The sequence below is a fragment of the Cupriavidus sp. YAF13 genome, assembly GCF_052113425.1.
Taxonomy (GTDB): Bacteria; Pseudomonadota; Gammaproteobacteria; order Burkholderiales; family Burkholderiaceae; genus Cupriavidus.
This window is the reverse complement of record NZ_JBFRDD010000012.1, coordinates 41,124-61,833: the sequence shown is the minus strand read 5'-3', so window position 1 is coordinate 61,833 and position 20,710 is coordinate 41,124. Positions and strand designations below refer to the sequence as shown.

14 protein-coding genes are annotated in these 20,710 nt (G+C 67.0%); 8 read left to right on the top strand and 6 right to left on the bottom strand.

The window, feature by feature from the left end; genetic code table 11:
• Positions 1-15: 15 nt before the first annotated feature.
• Positions 16-951, bottom strand: a complete 936-nt coding sequence (locus AB4061_RS12500) for a LysR family transcriptional regulator (protein WP_441634118.1) — start codon at positions 949-951, stop codon at positions 16-18.
• Positions 952-1,088: 137 nt separating this feature from the next.
• Between AB4061_RS12500 and AB4061_RS12495 the strand changes: the two genes are divergently transcribed.
• Positions 1,089-2,609 carry a CoA-acylating methylmalonate-semialdehyde dehydrogenase gene (locus AB4061_RS12495; protein WP_441634116.1) on the top strand — a complete coding sequence of 507 codons (1,521 nt, stop codon included), beginning with the start codon at positions 1,089-1,091 and terminating at the stop codon, positions 2,607-2,609.
• 376 nt (positions 2,610-2,985) lie between these two features.
• Positions 2,986-5,661, top strand: a complete 2,676-nt coding sequence (mdeB, locus tag AB4061_RS12490; protein WP_441634114.1) for an alpha-ketoglutarate dehydrogenase — start codon at positions 2,986-2,988, stop codon at positions 5,659-5,661.
• A 164-nt stretch (positions 5,662-5,825) separates the two neighbouring features.
• Here mdeB and AB4061_RS12485 read toward each other — a convergent pair whose 3' ends face one another.
• The gene (locus AB4061_RS12485; RefSeq protein ID WP_441634112.1) at positions 5,826-6,191 is read right to left on the bottom strand and encodes a hypothetical protein; all 366 of its coding nucleotides are present in this window, start codon (positions 6,189-6,191) and stop codon (positions 5,826-5,828) included.
• Between the two features lie 229 nt (positions 6,192-6,420).
• On the opposite strand from AB4061_RS12485, the gene AB4061_RS12480 reads away from it, so the two are divergent.
• Complete coding sequence (locus tag AB4061_RS12480) at positions 6,421-6,828, top strand: hypothetical protein (protein ID WP_441634110.1); 408 nt, start codon at positions 6,421-6,423, stop codon at positions 6,826-6,828.
• A 139-nt stretch (positions 6,829-6,967) separates the two neighbouring features.
• Here AB4061_RS12480 and AB4061_RS12475 read toward each other — a convergent pair whose 3' ends face one another.
• Genes AB4061_RS12475 through AB4061_RS12465 form a run of 3 tightly spaced genes read right to left on the bottom strand, consistent with a single transcriptional unit; the run spans position 6,968 to position 11,657 of the window.
• Positions 6,968-8,263 carry a c-type cytochrome gene (locus AB4061_RS12475; RefSeq protein ID WP_441634271.1) on the bottom strand — a complete coding sequence of 432 codons (1,296 nt, stop codon included), beginning with the start codon at positions 8,261-8,263 and terminating at the stop codon, positions 6,968-6,970.
• Positions 8,264-8,274: 11 nt separating this feature from the next.
• Positions 8,275-8,826, bottom strand: coding sequence for a (2Fe-2S)-binding protein (locus AB4061_RS12470; protein WP_441634108.1), 552 nt, complete (start codon positions 8,824-8,826; stop codon positions 8,275-8,277).
• A complete protein-coding gene (locus tag AB4061_RS12465; RefSeq protein WP_441634107.1) occupies positions 8,823-11,657 on the bottom strand; it encodes a xanthine dehydrogenase family protein molybdopterin-binding subunit in 2,835 nt (944 codons plus the stop codon). The genes AB4061_RS12470 and AB4061_RS12465 overlap by 4 nt, the downstream gene beginning before the upstream one ends.
• Positions 11,658-12,102: 445 nt before the next feature.
• On the opposite strand from AB4061_RS12465, the gene AB4061_RS12460 reads away from it, so the two are divergent.
• The 3 genes from AB4061_RS12460 to AB4061_RS12450 all read left to right on the top strand — a co-directional run bounded on the left by AB4061_RS12460 (position 12,103) and on the right by AB4061_RS12450 (position 16,221).
• Entirely contained in the window at positions 12,103-13,005 is a 903-nt protein-coding gene (locus tag AB4061_RS12460; RefSeq protein WP_441634105.1) for a LysR family transcriptional regulator, read from the top strand.
• Positions 13,006-13,143: 138 nt separating this feature from the next.
• Entirely contained in the window at positions 13,144-15,120 is a 1,977-nt protein-coding gene (locus AB4061_RS12455) for an aconitase family protein (protein WP_441634103.1), read from the top strand.
• 90 nt (positions 15,121-15,210) lie between these two features.
• The gene (locus AB4061_RS12450) at positions 15,211-16,221 is read left to right on the top strand and encodes a Bug family tripartite tricarboxylate transporter substrate binding protein (RefSeq protein WP_441634101.1); all 1,011 of its coding nucleotides are present in this window, start codon (positions 15,211-15,213) and stop codon (positions 16,219-16,221) included.
• Between the two features lie 90 nt (positions 16,222-16,311).
• Here AB4061_RS12450 and AB4061_RS12445 read toward each other — a convergent pair whose 3' ends face one another.
• Entirely contained in the window at positions 16,312-17,286 is a 975-nt protein-coding gene (locus tag AB4061_RS12445) for a LysR family transcriptional regulator (RefSeq protein WP_441634099.1), read from the bottom strand.
• A 244-nt stretch (positions 17,287-17,530) separates the two neighbouring features.
• On the opposite strand from AB4061_RS12445, the gene AB4061_RS12440 reads away from it, so the two are divergent.
• Positions 17,531-19,264, top strand: coding sequence for an IlvD/Edd family dehydratase (locus AB4061_RS12440; protein ID WP_441634097.1), 1,734 nt, complete (start codon positions 17,531-17,533; stop codon positions 19,262-19,264).
• 79 nt (positions 19,265-19,343) lie between these two features.
• The gene (locus tag AB4061_RS12435) at positions 19,344-20,708 is read left to right on the top strand and encodes an MFS transporter (RefSeq protein ID WP_441634095.1); all 1,365 of its coding nucleotides are present in this window, start codon (positions 19,344-19,346) and stop codon (positions 20,706-20,708) included.
• Positions 20,709-20,710: the final 2 nt, after the last annotated feature.

Here is a 20,710-nt window from a genome sequence, read left to right as displayed (position 1 = left end):
CAGCAGGGCAGGGCTTCAGCCCATCGTGAAGCCATCCTTCAGCGTCTCGCGCAGGTGGTCCACAAACACGCGCACGGCGCGCGGCAGGTAGGGGCTGTAAGGGCGGATGGCGAACAGGTGGTCGCCAAAGGCCCCCGCCGGGCGCCAGTTGGGCAGGACCTTGACCAGCCTGCCAGCGGCCACGTCCGCCTGGGCGGTGAAGTCCGGCAGCAGGGCGATGCCCAGTCCACCCAGCGCCGCCTCGCGCAGGGCCTCGCTGTTGTTGGCGGCAAAGCTGCCGTGGATGGCCACGCTGCGCCGGGGGCCGGTGCCGCGCAGCGGCTCGAAGCTCCAGGTGGGCGATTCGCCCCGCCGGAAGTAATGCAGGCAGGCATGCTCGGCCAGTTCCGCCGGGGTTTCGGGCGAGCCATGGCGCTTCAGGTAGCTGCGCGTTGCCACCAGCACCGTGTTCGTGCGGCATAGCGTCCAGGCGATATGCGTATCCGGCGCCACCGAGGCATGCCGGATGGCCAGGTCGAAGCCTTCCTGCGCCAACGCGGTGAACTTGTCGGAAAACTCCATCTCGATGCGCACCTCCGGATAGGCCTTCAGGAAGGCCGGGATGCGCGGGACGATCTGCTGCCGGCCCAGCGCCACGGGCGCCGTGACCCGCAGCAAGCCGCGTGGCTCGCCGGCAAGATCGCGCACGCCTGCAAAACTGCGCTCGATGTCCGAGAAGGCGTTGCGCGTGGTGTCCGCGAGCTGCTGGCCCGCTTCGGTCAGCCGGACGCTGCGGGTGGTCCGCTGCACCAGCGGCACCCCGGCGCTGCGCTCCAGCTCCGCAATGCGCTGGCTCATGGCTCCCTTGCTCAGGCCCAGGCGCACGGCCGCGGCCGTGTAGCTGCCAAGCTCACCCAGCACGACCAGCGAGTAAAGGTGCGCCCAGTTGGGCTCTTTATTTTCGTCTTCCATCGCGGCATTGTTTACTTTGSTAAACAATGAGTCAAGCCGCGCGGCATTGATGGGGGAAGGGGCCGTGACTACACTCGTCGCATTGGCTAATCCCTCGCCCCCTCTCTCCCTCATCCCCTCTCCTGGAAGGCAGCAACGTGAAGACTCCCATCGCATACACCGAAGGCGGCCAGCTCGGCCACTACATTAACGGCAGCCGGGTTGCCAGCGCCAGCGGCCGCGCGCAGGACGTCTTCAATCCCGCCACCGGCGCCGCCGCGCGCACCGTGGCGCTGGGCTCGGCCGACGAAGCAGGCGCCGCGGTTGCCGCTGCCGCCGCGGCCTTTCCGGCCTGGGCGGACACGCCCCCGATCCGCCGCGCGCGGGTCATGCAACGCTTCCTGCAACTGATGAACCAGAATCGCGACACGCTCGCGGCGATGATCACGGCGGAACACGGCAAGGTCTTCTCCGACGCGCAGGGCGAAGTCTCCCGGGGCATCGACATCATCGAATTCGCCTGCGGCATCCCCCAGCTGCTTAAGGGCGACTACACGGACCAGGTCAGCACCGGGATGGACAACTGGACGCTGCGCCAGCCGCTGGGCGTGGTCGTTGGCATCACGCCGTTCAACTTCCCCTGCATGGTCCCTTGCTGGATGTTCCCGATCGCGCTGGCGGCCGGCAACACCTTCGTGCTCAAGCCCAGCGAGCGCGATCCCAGCGCCAGCCTGTTCATGGCGGAGCTGCTGACCGAAGCGGGCTTGCCGGCCGGCGTGTTCAACGTGGTGCAGGGCGACAAGCTCGTGGTCGACGCACTGATCGAGCATCCTGACGTCAAGGCGGTGAGCTTCGTCGGCTCTACCCCGATCGCCCAGTACATCAGTGAGCGCTCGGCGCATTTCGGCAAGCGCGTGCAGGCGCTCGGCGGCGCCAAGAACCACCTGGTGGTCATGCCCGACGCGGATATCGAACAAGCCGTGGACGCCTTGATCGGCGCCGGCTATGGCTCGGCCGGCGAGCGTTGCATGGCGATCTCGGTTGCCGTGCTGGTGGGCGATGTCGCGGACAAGATCCTCCCGCTGCTGGCCGAGCGCGTGAAGGCGCTGGTGATCGGCAACGGCATGAATGCGCAAGCCGAGATGGGCCCCATCGTCACGCGCCAGGCCCTGGAGCGGATCGAAGGCTACGTCGGCCTCGGCGTGGAGGAAGGCGCCACGCTGGTGGTGGACGGCCGCGATTGCCGTGTGCCCGGCCATGAAGCGGGCTTCTTCACGGGCGGCACCTTGTTCGACAACGTGACCCCCGCCATGCGCATCTACAAGGAAGAAATCTTCGGCCCGGTGCTGGGCTGCGTGCGCGTGAAGGATTTTGCCGAGGCCGTGCAACTGGTCAACGACCATGAGTTCGGCAACGGCGTGGCCTGCTACACCAGCGACGGCGGCGTGGCGCGTGAGTTTGCGCGGCGCATCCAGGTCGGCATGGTCGGCATCAACGTGCCCATTCCGGTGCCGATGGCCTGGCACGGCTTTGGGGGCTGGAAGCGCAGCCTGTTTGGCGACACCCACGCGTATGGCGAGGAAGGCGTGCGCTTCTACACCAAGCAGAAGTCGGTCATGCAGCGCTGGCCCGACAGCATCGGCAAGGGCGCCGAGTTCGCCATGCCTACGGCGAAGTAATTTTCGGGCAACTGCACCGGATGCATCAGGTCCGGTCAGTCCCGCTTACTGCAGTTTGAGGGTACTGAATACCCGGCTCATCAGGCGCATTTTGCGTTGAGCCACGCCCGAAGCACCCGGCATGATCATCGTCCCCGCTGGGTTTTTGCCGCGCCCGGGCAATCGATAGGCTCGATAGGCACGCCGGCGATACGCCAAGCCCATCTGCCACCACTTGCAGCCAGCGCGCCAGGCTCCACAGCACGTTGCGCTGCCAGCCGCCCAGCCGCAGCACGCTACGCTGCTGGCGGCCGGCTTCGCCCGCCAATTCGGCAGCTTCTGCCGCGGCCTCCTCCCTACAATCCAATAACGAAGAAAAAAGCCAATGGAGACCGCAATGCGTGCCCTGCCAAAGACAGCCGCCATCCAGATTGCCCCTGGCGAGGGCTACGACCCCGACGCCGAGGAAACCAGCGAATGGCTCGACGCCCTGTCCGGCGTCTTTCGCACCGGCGGCGCGCCGCGTGCGCGCTTTTTGCTGGAGCGCCTCGCCGAGCATGCCAGCCATCTCGGCCTTGGCGAACGGGCGCATCCGTACTCGGCCTACCAGAACAGCATCGGCGTCGGCGAGCAGCCGCGCTATCCCGGCGACCTTGCCATCGAACAGCGGCTGACCTCGATCATCCGCTGGAACGCGCTGGCCATGGTGGTGCGCGCCAACAAGGCCTACGGCGAACTTGGCGGCCACCTTGCCAGCTATGCGTCCGCCGCCGAGATCTTCGAGGTGGGCTTCAATCACTTCTTCCGCGCCGACGATGGAGAGCACAAGGGCGACCTGGTCTACTTCCAGCCGCATTCCGCGCCGGGCGTCTATGCCCGCGCCTTCCTGGAGGGACGGCTGTCCGAGTCCCAGCTGGCGAGCTACCGGCAGGAAACCGGCGGCGGCGGCCTCTCCTCCTATCCGCATCCCTGGCTGATGCCGGATTTCTGGCAATTCCCGACCGGCTCCATGGGCATCGGCCCGATCAGCGCCATCTACCAGGCTCGCTTCCTGCGCTATCTCGGGCATCGCGGCATTGCCGACACCGCCGCGCGGCGCGTGTGGGGCGTGTTCGGGGATGGCGAGATGGACGAGCCGGAGTCGCTTGCCGCGCTCTCGCTGGCGGCGCGCGAGAAGCTCGACAACCTCACCTTCGTCATCAACTGCAACCTGCAGCGGCTCGATGGCCCGGTGCGCGGCAACGGCCAGGTGATCCACGAGCTGGAGGCGCTGTTTGGCGGCGCAGGCTGGCACGTCGTCAAGGTGGTCTGGGGCTCGGAGTGGGATGCGCTGTTTGCGCGCGACACCAATCACGCGCTGCTGCGGCGCTTTGCTGCGATGGTGGACGGCGAGTACCAGAACCTCGGCGCCAAGGATGGCGACTACAACCTGGCCCACTTCTTCAACACGGACCCCGAGCTCAAGGCGCTGGTCGCCAGCATGAGCAGCGCGGATATCGATGCGCTGCGCCGGGGCGGCCATGACTTTCGCAAGCTGTACGCCGCATTCCTGGATGCGCAGGCGCACAAGGGCAAGCCCACCGTGATCCTCGCCAAGACCAAGAAGGGCTATGGCATGGGCGAAGCGGGCGAGTCCCGCATGACGGCGCACCAGCAGAAGAAGCTCGATATCGACGCGCTGCGCGCCTTCCGCGACCGCTTTGCGCTGCCGCTGGACGACGATGCCGTGGCCGATCTGCGCTTCTACAAGCCGGCCGACGACAGCCCGGAGATGACCTACCTCCATGCCCGGCGCCAGGCGCTGGGCGGCTACCTGCCGGCGCGCGCGCGCACCGCGCCCGCGCTGCGCATGCCCGAGCTGATGCAGTACGGCCGCTTCGCCATGGATCCGGACGAGCGCGCCGTTTCCACCACCACCGGCGTGGTGCGCCTGTTTACCAACCTGATCAAGGACAAGACCATCGGCCCGCGCGTGGTGCCCATCGTGGCCGACGAGGCGCGCACCTTCGGCATGGCCAACCTGTTCCGGCAGATCGGCATCTACTCGCCGGTGGGCCAGCTCTACGAGCCGGAGGACGCCGGCTCGATGCTGTACTACAAGGAAAGCCAGCAAGGGCAACTGCTGGAAGAAGGCATCACCGAAGCCGGCGCACTGGCCTCGTGGACGGCCGCGGCCACGTCGTACAGCGTGAGCGGCGTCGCCATGCTGCCGTTCTACATCTACTACTCGATGTTCGGCTTCCAGCGCGTCGGCGACCTGATCTGGGCGGCGGCGGACCAGCGCGCGCGCGGCTTCCTGATCGGCGCCACCGCCGGGCGCACCACGCTTGCCGGCGAAGGCCTGCAGCACCAGGATGGCACCAGCCAGCTGATCGCCGCCACGGTGCCGAACTGCCGCGCCTACGATCCGGCGTTCGCCAGCGAGGCCGCGGTCATCATCCACCACGGCGCGCGCAGCATGCTGGAAGCACAGCGCGACGAGTTCTACTACCTGACCGTCAACAACGAAAACTACGTGCAGGCACCGCTGCGTGAGGACGCGCACGACGACGTGATCAAGGGCATGTACCTTTTCGGCACGCGCGGCCCCGCAGGCGCTGCCACCAGCGTGAGGCTGCTCGGCTCGGGCGCCATCCTGCGCGAAGTCATCGCCGCCGCGGACCTGCTCGCGAGCGACTGGGATATCAAGTCAGAGATCTGGAGCGTAACCAGCTTTTCCGAGCTGGCCAGGGACGCCCGCGAATGCGAGCGCGCCAGCCTGTTCGCCAGCGGCGGCGAAACGCAAAGCCATTTGCAGCGCTCGCTGCCGGGCGCTACCCCGGTCATTGCCGCCACCGACTACGTGCGGGCCTATGCGCAACTCATCGCCTCGTACCTGCGCGCGCCGTTCACCGCGCTTGGCACGGACGGCTTCGGGCGCAGCGACACGCGCGCCGCGCTGCGCCGCTTCTTCGAGATCGACCGCTACCACGTGGCGATTGCCGCGCTGCGGTCGATTTCTCCGGCGCTGCATGCCAAGGGGCTGGAGCGCTATGGCGTGAGGACGGAGGCGGATGCGCCCTGGGCGCGTTAAGCCAGCGCCGGCGCGATATCCGCTTGTCTGGCTTGCGCAGCCATGGTGCGCAAGCCGCGGGAGGCAGAGGATGGCGATGAAGCGGAAGGGGGCGAGTCATCGAGACCGGGCCATCAAACGGCCCCATGAGCGTCAACAGCCGAGCCTGCCGCATGCAGCGTGGCTCAATCCCGGCCTGCATCCGCTGAGGGTTCATCCAGCAAATGCCCGAACTCATCCAGCTCCTTCTGGATCCGCACCATGCTAGCGTCAATCGCCTGCGGCGTGACTTCACCGTCGACGAACTCAACCGAGACGCGGGTAACACGCGGATCTTTGTCAATCATGCCCTGCAGCACCTTGTCGAAGAACTTTTCCCCCGCACGCAAGCCGAGCGGGCGGGGGACAAGCACCTTGACCAGCAGGACCTCCTCCTCGCTTTTCGTCTTTGCCGCATCGGCAAATGCAGTCCGGAGATACGATTTGAGTTTCAAAACACTCAGGTTGCCAGGAACAGCAATGTGCGACACCCGCACCTTTGCCTCAGCCATGCTATCTCTCCGCCGAAATTGAACGCGCAGACTATACCGCAGGCGGTATCGGTCCAGCCGTCCCAGCCCTCTGGCGGCAGCACAACGATCGAGCGCGCGCGCACTTAACGGGCCTTGGCGTCGATGGCAAGGCTGGTAAATGACTGTTGCAAAATCGAACAGAATGTCAGGTGCCTCGGCGCTACAGTGGTCCTTCCCATGCCTGAAGGCGTTTTTTGGAGGTACACGAATGAAGCAACATCTGGCGAAATCCCTGTTGGTGGCTAGCGCAATGATCGCGTCCTACCCGCTATTCGCGCAGCAGGCCCAGCCCATTCAGCCGACCCAGCCGATGCAATCCGCCCAGCCAATGCAATCCGCCCAGCCGATGCAATCCATCCAGTCGGTGCCATCCGCCCAGCCAATGCAAGCCATGCCGGCGGCAGCGCCGTCGGCCCAGGAGGCGCTGCCAGCCGCACGCGATGCCTATGCGCAGGGTGCCGGACAGCCGGCGCAGGCTGGCATGGCGAGCGCACCAGCCGACCCGACGCTGGCCCGCAGCCCCAATCCGGCAATGGACCCCGCCACCATGAGCCTGGCTCCCGATGCGCTCGGAACGCGCCTTGGCCAGCGCAATCCTTTCCTCGACGGCGCTTGAGCGCCTATCCGCATTCTTGCGCGCTGGTCCGCGTCGAGCGGGCCGCGCGCCCATCGCGCGCGCGCTCGGTTGAACGGAATATCTGGATGCGTCGCCAAGCCCTTTGCTTGCGCAGGAGCATGCAGAACGGCGCGCTGCCTCAGTGTCCCTTGCCCGCCTGCGCGCGCAGCGCCTTCACCTTGTCCGCGCTCACGTCGCCGGGCTGTCCGCCATAGCTTGCCCGCAGGTAGTTGGCCAGGTCGGCCAGTTCCGCGTCGCTCAGGCGCGAGGCAAAGCCCGGCATATCCTGCATGCTCTCCAGCCCGGGGAATTTCTGCGCTTCGATGCCGTCGAGCATGGACACGATCAGGTTGTGCGGATCGGCGTTGCGCACGGTGGAGTTGCCCAGCATGGCCACCGCCACATGCGGCTTGCCTTCGCCCTCGCGGCCATGGCAGCCGGCGCACACGGCCAGGTATTGCTGGCGGCCAGGCTTGAGCCGCGCTGCGTCCGCGCTGGCCGGCTTCACTGGCTGGGGCCGCGGTGGCTGGTCGCCCAGCAGGTAGGTGGACATGGCGGCGAGGTCGGCTTTGTTCAGGTACTGGCTGCTGAGATGGACCACGGGGAACATCTCGCCGTAAGCCGAGCCCTGTGGCGCCATGCCGGTGGCGAAGAAGGTCTGCAGGTCGGCCCCCGTCCAGCCGCGCGCGGCCAGGCCCGCCGGCGTGATGTCCGGCGCGGCCACGCGGCCGAGCGCGGCGCCGGCTAATGGCCTGGCCGCGTCCAGGCGGCCGAACATGGCGCGCGGCGTGTGGCATTCGGCGCAGTGGCCTAGTGCGTTGGACAGGTAGCGGCCGCGCTGCCAGGCCGGGGTCTGGCCGGTGGAGGCATCGGGCAGCTGGTCTTTCAGGAACAGCAGGTTCCAGCCGACCAGCGCCACGCGCATGTTGTACGGGAAGCTGAGGTCGTGCGGCCGGTTGGCCACGGCGGCTGGCTTCACCTGCATCAGGTAGGCGTACATCGCATCGGTGTCGCCACGCGACAGGCCGCGGTACGACGTATACGGCATGGCCGGGTAGAGGTGCTTGTCTGGCGTGACCCCATCATGCAGCGCTTTGTAGAAATCGTCGGCGCTCCATTTGCCGATGCCGTGGTCCTTGTCCGGTGTGATGTTGGTGCCGTAGAAGGTGCCGAACGGCGAGGCCAGTTCCACCCCGCCGGCAAACGGCGCGCCCTGCGCGCTGGTATGGCAGGCGGCGCAATCGGCGGCGCGCACCAGGTAGCGCCCGCGCGCGATCTGGTCGGCGGCAGAAAGCCGGGTGGCGGGTTGCTGGTCGGCGGCAGCGTCGATCGGGGCGGCGTGGTCGCCGCAGCCAGCCACCAGGGCCGCGCCCAGCGTGGCCAGCGTTGCCAGCGTGGTGCGCGCGTGTCGGAGGAAGTTGGGCTGGCTCATCATCTGGCTCATCATCACTTGTCTTCCTTTACCAGGCCCGGGGTGTTGACCACCACGTCCTTCACGGCTTCGAAGTAGCGCACATAGCCGGTGCAGCGGCAGATATGGTCGTTGAGCGCCGCGGTGATGGTCTCATCCACCTTGCCTCTGGCCACCGGCTGGCGCTTCAGGCGCTCCACCAGGATGGTCGCGCCGTTGACGAAGCCGGGCGTACAGTAGCCGCACTGGAAACTGAAGTGCTCCAGGAACTTTTGCTGCACGAGCGACAGTTCCACCACCTCGCCCTTGTCGTTGCGCTTGGCGTGGCCCTCCACCGTGCGCACTTTCTTGCCCTGGAAGTAATGCGCGCCGGTGATGCAGGCGCGCACTTCCTCGCTGGTGCCGTCGGCCTTGTCGTGGATCACCACGCAGGCGTGGCAGATACCCTGGCCGCAGCCCAGGCGCGACCCGGTGAGCGCAAGGTACTCGTGCAGGAAGTCGATCATCATCAGGCCTTCCGGCACATCGATGGGGCCAACGTCCTTGCCGTTGATATTGAGGGAAAGCGGTTGGGTGGCGAGGCTCATGCCAGGATCTCCTGAATCTTTTCGGCGCTGACGGGCAAGGCGGTGAAGCGATGGCCGATGGCATGCGCGATGCCGTTGACGATGGCACCTACCACCGGAATCATCACCACTTCGGCGATGCCCTTGGGCGGATCGGTTTCGGATACGGGCGGCAGGACCGTCGCGGTTTGCGTCCACACGGCCACGTCGCTGGCGCGCGGCAACGGGTAGCGGTTGAAGTTCCAGGTGCCGTTGCCGGGCCCGTCCTCATACAGCGGCAGGAACTCGTGCAGCGCATGGCCGATGCCCATGGCGATGCCGCCCTGCAACTGCCCGGACACCAGCTCCGGCAACAATTGCGAGCCGCATTCCATGATGGAGTGATGGCTGAGGATTTCCACCTTGCCGGTGGCCGCATGCACGGACAGCTCAACCAGCGTGCCCACCGCGCTGTAGTAGGTCACGCTGGCGTTGTTGCGCTGGGTCGGCGCGATGTAGACCTTCTTGCGGTCCAGCACCTGGTAGCCGCCGCTGGTGGTCATGCGCGCCTTGCGCGCGGCGTCGGCGCCGTCGCCGTAGCGCACCGACAGCCCGTCGATGGGCAGCCGGGTGGCCGTGCCGTTGACGTCGAAGTCGGCTTCGGTCCATTGCCAGCGGTTGAACACGTGCACCGTGGCGCCCGTGACCAGGCCGAGCTCGTGCGCCTTCCTGGCCAGTTGCTCGTAGGGCAGGGCTTGCAGGCCGCCGGCGGTGAGCCTGCCTTGGACCCAGCGCGCGTCTTCCACGCGCACCACCAGCGAGGCCGCCTGGCCGCCGCCAAAGCCTTGGCTCCAGATTGCCATGGCCGCCGGCCACAGCCCGTGCATGAAGACCACGCGGGCGGCTTCACGGGTGCTGTGGGTGAAGTAGTAGGCCGAGTTGGTCGCACTCGATGGCGACGCATACGCCGGCGACCAGCGCGGGTTGGCCGACAGCTTGTCCTGGTCGGCCTGGCTCATGATGTACGGATCGCCGGTGGCGGTGACGGGCAGGTCGGGCCAGTCGGTGACCGCCACGCGCACCTCGGTGGCGGGCTTGCCCAGCCAGCGTGTCACGGCTACCGCTTGCGAGGTGGACATGCCGGTGCCGATCTCCGCACCGCAGTGATGCAGCGCGATGGTGCCGTCCGCGCGCATCTCCACCTTGGCGAACGACGCCTCGGCGCCGGTGCCGAAGTCCTTCTGCACGCAGGCAAAACCCACGCCGTAGCGCCGGCCGGGATGGCTGGCTTCAAAATCCGCTTTCCGCTTCGCGCGGTTGGTCCACAGCGGATGGGCCTTGGCCGCCTGCAGCACCTCATCCACGCGAATCGCGCCGGCAGGGATCGCGCCCTGCGTGTTCTTCATGCCAGAGCGCAGCGCGTTTTTCAGGCGGAACTCGATCGGGTCGAGCTTCAACTGCTCGGCGAACTCGTCGACCATCATCTCGGTCGCCGCCATGCTCTGCAGCGTGCCGTAGCCGCGTGCCGAGCCGGCATCGATGGCGCGCGAGGCGATCGCCACCGCGGTCAGGTCGTTCTTCGGGAAGTAATAGATCGACTGCGCCGCGGTGGCGCCCACCATTGCCACGGACGGCGAGAAGTTGGCGCGGCCGCCGCCGTTGGCCTCGAAGTCGCCCTGGAACGACTGGAACAGCCCGGTGTTCTTGTCCACCGCGATGCGGTAGCGCATCTTGAAGGCGTGGCGCTTGATCGAGGTCTGGAACTGCTCATAGCGGTCGTTGGCCAGCCGCACCGGCTTGCCGTCGGCGTAGAGCGCCGCCACCAAGCCGTAGAAGGGGAAGTTGTAGTGATCCTTGGAGCCGTAGCCCACGGTGTAGCAGGGATGGACGAACACCTGCCTGACCGGGAACGCGCCCTTGGCCTTGGCCATCATCTCCGCCGTGCTGTCGCCGACTTCGACGGGCGACTGGGTCGGCACCACCATGTGCAGCGCCTGGGTGCTGGCGTCGTACCAGCAGTTGGCGTTGTCCGGCTCCAGCGCGGCGGTGTCGATGGACTGCGTGTTGTACTCACGCTCCAGCACCAGCCAGTCGGCCGGCGGCTGGTCCAGCTGCTGGCGGATCTGGCCGGCATGGAACATGCCTTGCTCACCAAGCTGGCCGTGGTCCTTGCCATCCGGCCAGACCGGCTCGTGCTTGCGCATCATGCTGGGGAACAGCGGCGCGTTCTTCAGGCTGGAGAACACGTCGTCGTCGAACGGCGTTTCGCCGCCGACCCGCACAAAGCGGAACGTGCCCCACGGATCGCGCTCCAGCGGGCCGGTCTCGGCGCCGTAGCGGATGATCTCGTCGTGGAACTTGAGCTTGTCCTTGGCAAAGCGGAACCGCGCGAAGTCGTGATAGATCAGGATGGCCACGGCATGGCCGAGATAGGCAGGCGTCTTGCCTTCCGGCAGCAGCATGTCCTCGCCGTAGAAGGCGGGAAAGGCCACGCCGTCGCGCGCCAGGTCGGCAGCGGTGACCACGCGGTCTGGCTTGAGCGCGTCGCCCAGCAGCGCCAGGTCGAAGCCCGCATAGCTGCGGTCCGCTTTGGTGGTGCGCAGGATGAAGGCATGCGATTGTTCCTTGGGCCAGTGCGGCATGTCGCGCGAGCGGATATCGCGGGCGAAGACCTTGTCGCCGGTGACCTTGGCCATGCCGTCGATGCGGAACCTGGGGGCGCCGGTCTTGGGGTCCCACTGGACCGGGGTCAGGATCTTTTCTTCGAACAGGGCTGCGAAGGCCTTGCCGCCGATCGGTGCGATATACACCGACACCCCGGCCACGACGCTGGCTTTCAGGAAAGTGCGGCGCGTTGGGCTGAAGTTAGCCATGGATATTCCTTGAGCATGCGCGGATGCCGCTGCAGCGGCATCCGGGCGAGATACGCGGCTTGACGCGACCTGACGCGTCCGGCCTGGGCAGCCGGGCGAACGAGACGGGAGGAACCGAGKGGCGGGGGCAGCGGCAATCGAGGTCTCCGTGCATGAGGGCGCGGGCACGAAGTACGGCACCGGCGCGGATTACGACGCAAGACTGGGCTGGTGATCTGTGGGGCAATGCAAGGTTTTATTCTAGGCGTGGAAGTGCACGCCGGGGCGCGGATTCTGCGCCGTCGGGGGTGCGGTAGCAACAGGGCGGGCTGAATAATGCTTATCACGGCCTTGTCATTCCGTTTGGGGTGACATTGAGGTAGTGCTGCGGAGCACAAATCCACGCCGCGCCCGCGATCGTCGTCCGGCATCGCCTGCGATGCATGATCGTTGTAGCATCGCTGCCATGGACAACCTGCTCAGAAAACTCGACCTGACCTCGCTGCGGCTGTTCGTCGCCGTTTGCCAGGAACAGAACATTGCCCGCGCTGCCGAGCGCGAATTCATTGCGCCGTCGGCGGTCAGCCGCCGCATTGCCGAGATCGAGGCGCTGATCGGCTTGCCGGTGATCGAGCGGCATCCGCGCGGCATCACGATGACGCCGGTGGGCGAGGCGGTGCTGCGCCATGCACTGGCCATCATCGGCAATATCGAGGCGCTCGGGGCGGAGCTGTCGCGCTTCACCTCCGGCGCACGCGGCAATGTGCGGATGGTGTGCAACCTTGGCGCCATCGTGCAGTTCCTGCCGGAAGACCTGGCCGCCTTTGGGCGTGTGTATCCCGATGTCGGCATCGAGCTGGAGGAGCAGCACAGTCCCGAGGTGCTGCGCATGGTGGGCGAGCGCAGCGCGGACTTCGGCATCTGCAACGCCATCCAGGGCGTCGAGCAGTTCGTCTCGTTGCCTTACCGGGAGGACCAGCTTTGCGTACTGGTGCCGGGTGGCCATCCGCTGGCCGCGGCGCCGGCGGTGCGCTTCGCGGACTTGCTGGGCGAGACGTTTGTTGCGCTGCGGGATGAAAGCGCGCTGAGCCGGCTGTTGTCGGATCAGGCCGCGCGCCTGGGGGCAGCGCTCAGGATCAAGATCCGGGTGGCCAGCCTGGACGCACTGTGCCGCATGGTGCATGTCGGGCTGGGCATCGCCATCGTGCCGCGTCAGGTGGGTGAGCTTTACCTGAACACGCTCGACGTGGCCGCGCGGCCCCTGGCGGATGCGTGGGCCACGCGGCAACTGGTGGTGGTGTTCCAGTCGCGTGAGCAGCTTTCGGCTAGCGCCGCCGCTTTGGTGGGATTTCTTTGCCGGCAATCTTGACCGCAGTGGCGTGACAGTCGTGGCAAATAGCGGCAAGCACCAGCCGTCTCGAACCGAGAAGCCTGCCATGCCGACTCCGCACTTTGCCCGCCCGGCGCCAAAACATATAGTGGGGCCATCAGAACGAGAACCCCCACCATGGAAGACACCATCCGCTTCAGCGGCCGCGTCCTGTACCTGTCGCAAGACCCCGCCTGCGTGCGCGCCCAACTGGAGGGCAGGCCGATGACCCTGGCCGAGGCCGGCCCGCTGCGCGACAACATCTCCACCGATGAAATCACGCCCGTCACGGTCATGCTCACCTATGACGAGCGCCTGGGGCAGTTCCCGTACGTGGGCTTTCAGGCCGGCTCTGAGCTGCCGATCGGCCGCGATGCGGTCCGCAACGGCGGCTTCGCGGTCACCGTGGCGGGCAAGCGCTACGGCAAGGGGTCCTCGCGCGAGTCCAGCCCGCTGGCCGAACTTTCGGCCGGCATCCGCCTGATCGTCGCCGAGAGCTTCGAGCGCATCTACCAGCAGAACTGCGACAACATCGGCATCCTCACCACGACCGATTTCACCGTGCTCGACAGGGTGCTGGCAGGCGAGGCGATCCCCATCGAGGCGTTCCTGACCGGGCGCGACGCGCTGACCCGGCAGGTGATCCGCGCCGGTGGCCTGCTGGCCTATAGCCGCGCGGCGAACTGGCCGGCGGCCGGCGGGAGCACACAGGGCACGCAGGCAGCTGAGGCAACCGGCAACGCCGCACCGCGCACCTTGGTGGAAAAGATCATCGCCCGCCATCTGCTCCCTGGCACGCCGAGCGCTGAGCGCGGCCAGGGCGTGTTCGTGGCGGCGGACTGGCGCTTCTCGCACGATTACTTCACCGGCATGTGCGCGCACCTGATGCATCGCGCTTTCGGCAAGCCGGCAAAGCTGCATGAGCCGGATCACATCATCGCGTTCCAGGATCACCTGGTGCTGGCGGCCCAGAGCTTCCCACATGTGCGCGACGGCTTGTTGCCAGGGGTGGCCAACCTGATGCAGGGCCATCGCAGTTTTGCGCACGACTACCCGGTCCGCTCGCATCACGCGCTTGCGGATGAAACACCGGGCTCGGAAGGCATCTGCCATGCGCTGATGGCCGAGCAATACGCGTTGCCGGGGCAGGTGGTGGTGGGTACCGATTCGCACACGCCGCATTCCGGCGCGCTCGGCTGCCTGGCGTTTGGCGCCGGCGCCACCGATATCGCCAATAGCTGGGTCACCGGCTACGTGCGCTGCAAGGTGCCGGAAACGCTGCGCGTGGAGGTCGAGGGCGAGCTGGCCGAGGGCGTGACGGCCAAGGACATCGTGCTCTACCTGCTGCAGATGGACGCAATCCGCTCCGGCGGCGCCATCGGCGTGGTGTTCGAATATGCCGGCAGCACGGTGCGGGCCTTGTCCATCGACGAGCGCGCCACGCTGACCAATATGGTGGCGGAGCTGGGCGGCTTCACCGGCATCGTCGAGCCCGACGACAAGACCGTGGCCTTCCTGAAGGCGCGGCGCGGCGTCGATTTTGCGATCGAGGACTGGATGCGCAGCGATGCAGGCGCCACTTACCGCGACGTGATCCGCATCGACGCAGGCGTCATCGCGCCCATGGTTGCGCGCCCCGGCGATCCTGGCAATGGCATCGCGGCGGACACGCTGGACGAGCCGGTGCCGGTGGACATCGCCTACGGCGGGTCCTGCACCGCAGGCAAGCGGGAGGATTTCGACTACTACCACGAGGTGTTGCGCTGGGGCCTGGAGCATGGGCTCAAGGTGTCGCCGCGCACCCGGCTGTTCCTGCAGTTCGGCACCCTCGGCGTGAAGGCCTACTGCGAAGCGCGCGGCTACATGGATACCTTCGCCGCCGCCGGCGCCACGCTGGTCATGCCGGGCTGCGGCTCATGCGCCAACTGCGGGCCGGGCGCTTCCACCACCAGCGAGCAGGTCACCATCAGCGCCATCAATCGCAACTTCCCCGGCCGCTCTGGGCCGGGGAAGGTCTGGCTGGCCAGTCCCTACACGGTGGCCGCGAGCGCGCTGGCGGGGCAGATCCGCACATTCGGGCAATTGCAGGCAAGCCACGCCGCGCCCGTGCCCTAGCAGCGCACCCCGGCGTCCGCGCGCAAGCGCGGACGCGGCGGCATCCATAGCCGGGCGACAGATCCCGGCCGCCATCCACAGGAGACAAAGATGTTCCCCAATACCTCGCGCGTCCTGCGCGCGGCGGGGCGGCTGCTTGCCGTCGCCGCCATCGCATTCCCGGTCATCGGCTCGCCCGGCGCACACGCCGCGCACGCTGCGGACAAATATCCCGCCAAGACCGTGCGCCTGATCGTGCCGAATTCCCCGGGCTCCACCGCCGACGTCGTGGCGCGCGTGGTGGCCGAGGGCATGGGCAAGGACCTCGGGCAGCCGTTCTACGTGGAGAACCTTCCCGGTGCGGCGGGCATTCCCGGCACGCGGCAACTCGTATCCGCCGCTGCGGACGGCTACACGCTTGCGGTGGTGTCGTCCAACCACGCCATCAACCCGGGCCTGTACCGCCATATTCCCTATGACAGCGTGAAGGACATCACTGCCGTGGGGCTGATCGGCACCACGCCGCTGGTGCTGGTGGTGGGTGCGGGCTCGCCGTACAAGACCGTGCAGGAACTGGTCGCGGCGGCGCGGGCGCATCCGGGCAGCCTGAGCTACGGCTCGTCAAGCAAAGGCAGCGTGCTGCATCTGGCGGGCGAGTTGCTTAAATCGAAGTCCGGCATCGATATGCTGCACGTCCCCTACAAGGGCGTGAACACGTTGATGACCGATGTGCTCGGCGGACAGATCAACGCTGCTTTCCTGGCCACGCCGTCCGCCCTGCCGCAGATCAAGGCCGGCAAGCTGCGGGCGCTGGCGGTCAGCACGCCGGCGCGGCTCGATAGCCTGCCGGCGGTGCCGACCCTGGCGGAATCGGGCGTCAAGGACTATGCCTACGATGCCTGGATCGCGCTGGTCGGTCCCGCCGGGTTGCCCAAGGACATCTGCGCGCGGCTACAGCAGGCGCTGGTCAAGGCGCTGGCCGCGCCCAAGGCGCGGGAGCTGTTCGCCGCGCAGGGCTTTGTCGTGAAGAACGGCAATGGCGAGGAGACGGCCCGCCTCATCCGCGACGAACTGGGCCGGAGCCAGGCGCTGATCAAGAGCGCGTCGATCGTGGCGGAGTGAGGCGCGCTGGCGGGACGGCTCGGGCCACGACGCCAGTTTCCATTCGCTCACGCCGGTCATGGCCATTGCAGGCTTCAGGTCGCCAGCGTGCTAAGCCGGCGCACCGGCATCCAGCGCCAGCGCGGCGCCGTACACCGCGTGGCTCGCTGTGCGTAGCGCTTGCGTCATCAGCATGGCCGCGGGTGAGAGCAATCGATCCGTGCGGGTGATGATGCCAAAGTCGTCCATATGACAGGGCAGCGGCAGCGGCACGATCGCGAGCAGGCCATGCTGCGCGTAGTACTGCGCGACGTCGTCGGTGAGTACGGCCAGCATGTCGCTCTGTTCCAGCATGCGTGTCAGGAACAGCAGCGCGGCGGTTTCCACGACGTTGGTCGGCGGCATCAGGCTGGCGCGTTGGAACATCAGGTCGAAGCGGTGACGCAGCACGCTGCCGGCCGGCGGCACGATCCACGCCGCATCCTCCACATCCCGCAGTGTCAGCGCGGACTGCGCCAGCAGTGGATGGCCCAGGCGCGCCACCGCGCACACTGGCTCGCCCGCCAGCGGCTCGTAGCGCAGGCGTAGCTTGTCGTGCTCGGCAAACAGGCGTGCGACCACCAGGTCCAGCTTGTCCTGGGCCAGGCGTTCCAGCAGCACGTTGCTGTTCTCGATCTCCAGCGACACGCGCAGTCCGGGCTGCTCCCGCTTGACCTGCGCAACGGCCGGCGGCAGCAGTTTCACGCCGGGCGAGGTGATCGCGCCCACGGCCACATGGCCCAGCCGCCCGGCCTTGAGCGCCATCACTTCCTCCTGCGCCTGGTCCAGGCTGCCCAGCACCGCGCGCGCGTGCCGGATCATCGCTTCCCCATACCAGGTCGGGCGCATGCCGCGCGGCAGCCGCTCGAACAGCGGGACTTCCAGCATCTCCTCCAGCTCGCGCAGCAGCTTGGATGCGGCCGGTTGCGTCATGTTGAGAACGGCGGCGGCGCGGTGGATGTTGCCTTCGTCGGCAAGGGCGACCAGCAGCAGGAGCTGGCGGGTCTTGAGCCGGGCGCGGATATACCACGGGCTGGGCATTGACATAGGGTTTACGTTGATACCTGAAGTGATATGGATACGGCCTCAATCTTCATTGGAAGGATATCAAACCGGGCCGTACACTCCGGCCATATTCAAAAACAAATTCAAGCAAGATGAGAGACAGCCTCCTCCAGACGCGTCCCGCTTTGGCGCCGGTCCCACGGTAGCCAAGGCGCCCTTCATGGGCCGCCGCTGTCATCGCGTCCCAGTCCAGTCCCATCGTCCCCGTATTCAGGAAGTCCCCCCAATGCCGGAATCCAAATCCAAGCTGCGCTCCGCCCAATGGTTCGGCTCCGCCGACAAGAATGGCTTCATGTACCGAAGCTGGATGAAGAACCAGGGCATCCCCGATCATGAGTTCGATGGCCGTCCCATCATCGGCATCTGCAACACGTGGTCGGAGCTCACGCCCTGCAACGCGCATTTCCGCAAGCTGGCCGAGCATGTCAAGCACGGTGTCTACGAGGCCGGCGGCTTCCCGGTGGAATTCCCGGTGTTCTCCAATGGCGAGTCCAACCTGCGGCCCACCGCCATGCTCACGCGCAACCTGGCGGCGATGGACGTCGAGGAGGCCATCCGTGGCAATCCGATCGATGCCGTGGTGCTGCTCACCGGCTGCGACAAGACCACGCCCGCGCTGCTGATGGGCGCGGCGAGCTGCGACGTGCCGGCCATCGTGGTGACGGGCGGGCCGATGCTCAACGGCAAGCTGGACGGCAAGGACATTGGCTCTGGCACGGCCGTCTGGCAACTGCATGAATCGCTCAAGGCCGGCGAGATCAATGTGCATCAGTTCCTCTCGGCCGAAGCCGGCATGTCGCGCTCGGCCGGCACCTGCAACACGATGGGCACGGCTTCCACCATGGCTTGCATGGCGGAAGCGCTGGGCACTTCGCTGCCGCATAACGCCGCCATTCCCGCCGTGGATTCGCGCCGCTACGTGCTGGCGCATATGTCCGGCATCCGCATTGTCGAGATGGCCAAGGAAGGGCTGACGCTGTCGAAGATCCTGACGCGCGCGGCGTTCGAGAATGCGATTCGCGCCAATGCGGCGATTGGTGGCTCCACCAACGCGGTCATCCATTTGAAGGCCATCGCGGGGCGCATCGGCGTGCCGCTGGAGCTCGAGGACTGGACACGCATTGGCCGCGACACGCCCACCATCGTCGACCTGATGCCCTCGGGCCGCTTCCTGATGGAGGAGTTCTACTACGCCGGCGGGCTGCCCGCAGTGCTGCGTCGGCTGGGCGAGGCAAACCTGCTGCCGCACCCGGACGCGCTGACCGTCAACGGCCGCACGCTGTGGCAGAACGTGAAGGACGCGCCCAATACCAACGACGAGGTCATCCGCGCGCTGGACAATCCGTTGATAGCGGATGGCGGTATCCGCGTGCTGCGCGGCAACCTGGCACCGCGCGGTGCGGTGCTCAAGCCCTCCGCCGCCACGCCCGGGTTGCTCAAGCACCGCGGCCGCGCCGTGGTGTTCGAAAACCTTGAGCACTACAAGGAGCGGATCGTCGATGAAACGCTGGACGTCGATGCATCGTCCGTGATGGTGCTGAAGAACTGCGGCCCGAAGGGATATCCGGGCATGGCGGAGGTCGGCAACATGGGTTTGCCGCCCAAGCTGCTGCGCCAGGGCGTCAAGGACATGGTGCGCATCTCGGATGCGCGGATGAGCGGCACGGCGTACGGCACCGTGGTGCTGCACGTGGCGCCCGAGGCCGCGGCCGGCGGCCCGCTGGCCGCCGTGCGAGACGGCGACTGGATCGAGCTGGATTGCGAGGCCGGCACGCTGCACCTGGACATCGATGACAAGGAACTGGCACGGCGCATGGCCGAGCGCGTCGACACACGCGCCGCGGGGGAGGGCGGCTACCGGCGGCTGTATGTGGACCACGTGCTGCAGGCGGACGAGGGCTGCGACCTGGACTTCCTGGTGGGCTGCCGCGGCGCCGCGGTGCCTCGCCACTCGCACTGATTGCGCCGCTGCCGGCAATGCCGGCGATGCCTGCAGCGGCCACTGACAAGAACATGCAGGAACATTCGAGGAGACATAGATGAACACTACCCCCACGGCCGGCCTGGACCGGCCAGTCCCGCTTCCTGGCGCTCCGGGTCTGCCTGGCGATGCGCCGGTCAGCGCCGCCAGCGAGGAGAACCGCATTATCAGCATGCTGACCCGCAAGCTGATTCCTTTCCTGGCGCTGATCTACGTGGTGGCCTATATCGACCGCTCGGTGGTTGGCTTTGCCAAGCTCCACATGAATGCGGCGGTGGGCATCAGCGACGCGTCCTACGGGCTGGGCGCGGGTTTGTTCTTCATCGGCTACTTCCTGTGCGAGGTGCCCAGCAACCTGGCGCTGGAGCGCTTCGGCGCGCGCCGCTGGTTCGCGCGCATCTTGTTCACATGGGGCGTCATCACCATGGCGATGGCCCTGATCAACAGCGCCAGCACCTTCTACGTGCTGCGCTTCCTGCTGGGCGCAGCCGAGGCGGGCCTCTATCCCGGCATCCTGTACTTCCTGACCAAGTGGTTCCCGATGCGCCATCGCGCCCGCATCATCGGCCTGCTGGTGCTCGCGCAGCCCATCGCCCTGATCGTCACCGGGCCGATCGCCGGCTGGGTGCTGTCCACCAGCGGGCTGTTTGGCTTGACCAACTGGCAGACCCTGTTCGTGCTCAGCGGGCTGCCCGCGGTGCTCCTGTGCTTGCCCACACTGCGCATCCTGCCCGAGTCTCCATCGCAGGCACGCTGGCTGGCGCCGGCGGACCGCGCCTGGATCGAGCGCGAGTTGGCGGCGGACCAGTCCACGTTCGCGCTCAAGGCGCACGGTAACCCGCTTGGCGCGCTCAAGGACAAGCGCGTGCTGCTGCTGGCCCTGCTGTTCCTGCCGTTCCCGCTCAGCATCTACGGCTTGTCGCTGTGGCTGCCCACCATCATCAAGCAGTTCGGCGTGACGGATGCCACCACGGGCCTGCTGTCGGCGGTACCGTACCTGTTCGCGGTGGTCGGGCTGTACCTGGTGCCACGGCATTCAGATCGCAAGGGCGAGCGCTACTGGCACATCATCGTGGTGTCGGCCATGGGCGCGATCACGATGGCGGCCAGCGCCTGGGTCCAGACGCCCGCGCTGCAGTTCCTCTTCATCTGCCTGACTGCGTTCTCGATCTATTCGATCCAGGCGGTGGTGTGGGCGCTGCCGGGCCAGTTCCTGACCGGCGCCAGCGCCGCCGTGGGCATCGCGACGATCAACTCGCTGGCCAACCTGGGCGGCTACCTTGGCCCCTACGGGATCGGCCTGATCAAGGATGCGACGGGCAAGCTGGCCTCGGGACTCTACTTCCTGGCCGCCATGCTGGTGTTCGCGGTGATCATGACGTTTGTGGTGCGCTCGGCGCTGGAGACGCCGGCAAGGTCCTGATG

Excerpts from the sequence above, each read along its gene's own strand:
- AB4061_RS12500 (WP_441634118.1), bottom strand. The coding sequence starts at position 951 with ATGGAAGACGAAAATAAAGAGCCCAACTGGGCGCACCTTTACTCGCTG.
- mdeB (WP_441634114.1), top strand. The coding sequence starts at position 2,986 with ATGCGTGCCCTGCCAAAGACAGCCGCCATCCAGATTGCCCCTGGCGAG.
- AB4061_RS12485 (WP_441634112.1), bottom strand. The coding sequence starts at position 6,191 with ATGGCTGAGGCAAAGGTGCGGGTGTCGCACATTGCTGTTCCTGGCAAC.
- AB4061_RS12480 (WP_441634110.1), top strand. The coding sequence starts at position 6,421 with ATGAAGCAACATCTGGCGAAATCCCTGTTGGTGGCTAGCGCAATGATC.
- AB4061_RS12475 (WP_441634271.1), bottom strand. The coding sequence starts at position 8,263 with ATGATGAGCCAGCCCAACTTCCTCCGACACGCGCGCACCACGCTGGCA.
- AB4061_RS12470 (WP_441634108.1), bottom strand. The coding sequence starts at position 8,826 with ATGAGCCTCGCCACCCAACCGCTTTCCCTCAATATCAACGGCAAGGAC.
- AB4061_RS12465 (WP_441634107.1), bottom strand. The coding sequence starts at position 11,657 with ATGGCTAACTTCAGCCCAACGCGCCGCACTTTCCTGAAAGCCAGCGTC.
- AB4061_RS12460 (WP_441634105.1), top strand. The coding sequence starts at position 12,103 with ATGGACAACCTGCTCAGAAAACTCGACCTGACCTCGCTGCGGCTGTTC.
- AB4061_RS12455 (WP_441634103.1), top strand. The coding sequence starts at position 13,144 with ATGGAAGACACCATCCGCTTCAGCGGCCGCGTCCTGTACCTGTCGCAA.
- AB4061_RS12450 (WP_441634101.1), top strand. The coding sequence starts at position 15,211 with ATGTTCCCCAATACCTCGCGCGTCCTGCGCGCGGCGGGGCGGCTGCTT.
- AB4061_RS12445 (WP_441634099.1), bottom strand. The coding sequence starts at position 17,286 with ATGTCAATGCCCAGCCCGTGGTATATCCGCGCCCGGCTCAAGACCCGC.
- AB4061_RS12440 (WP_441634097.1), top strand. The coding sequence starts at position 17,531 with ATGCCGGAATCCAAATCCAAGCTGCGCTCCGCCCAATGGTTCGGCTCC.
- AB4061_RS12435 (WP_441634095.1), top strand. The coding sequence starts at position 19,344 with ATGAACACTACCCCCACGGCCGGCCTGGACCGGCCAGTCCCGCTTCCT.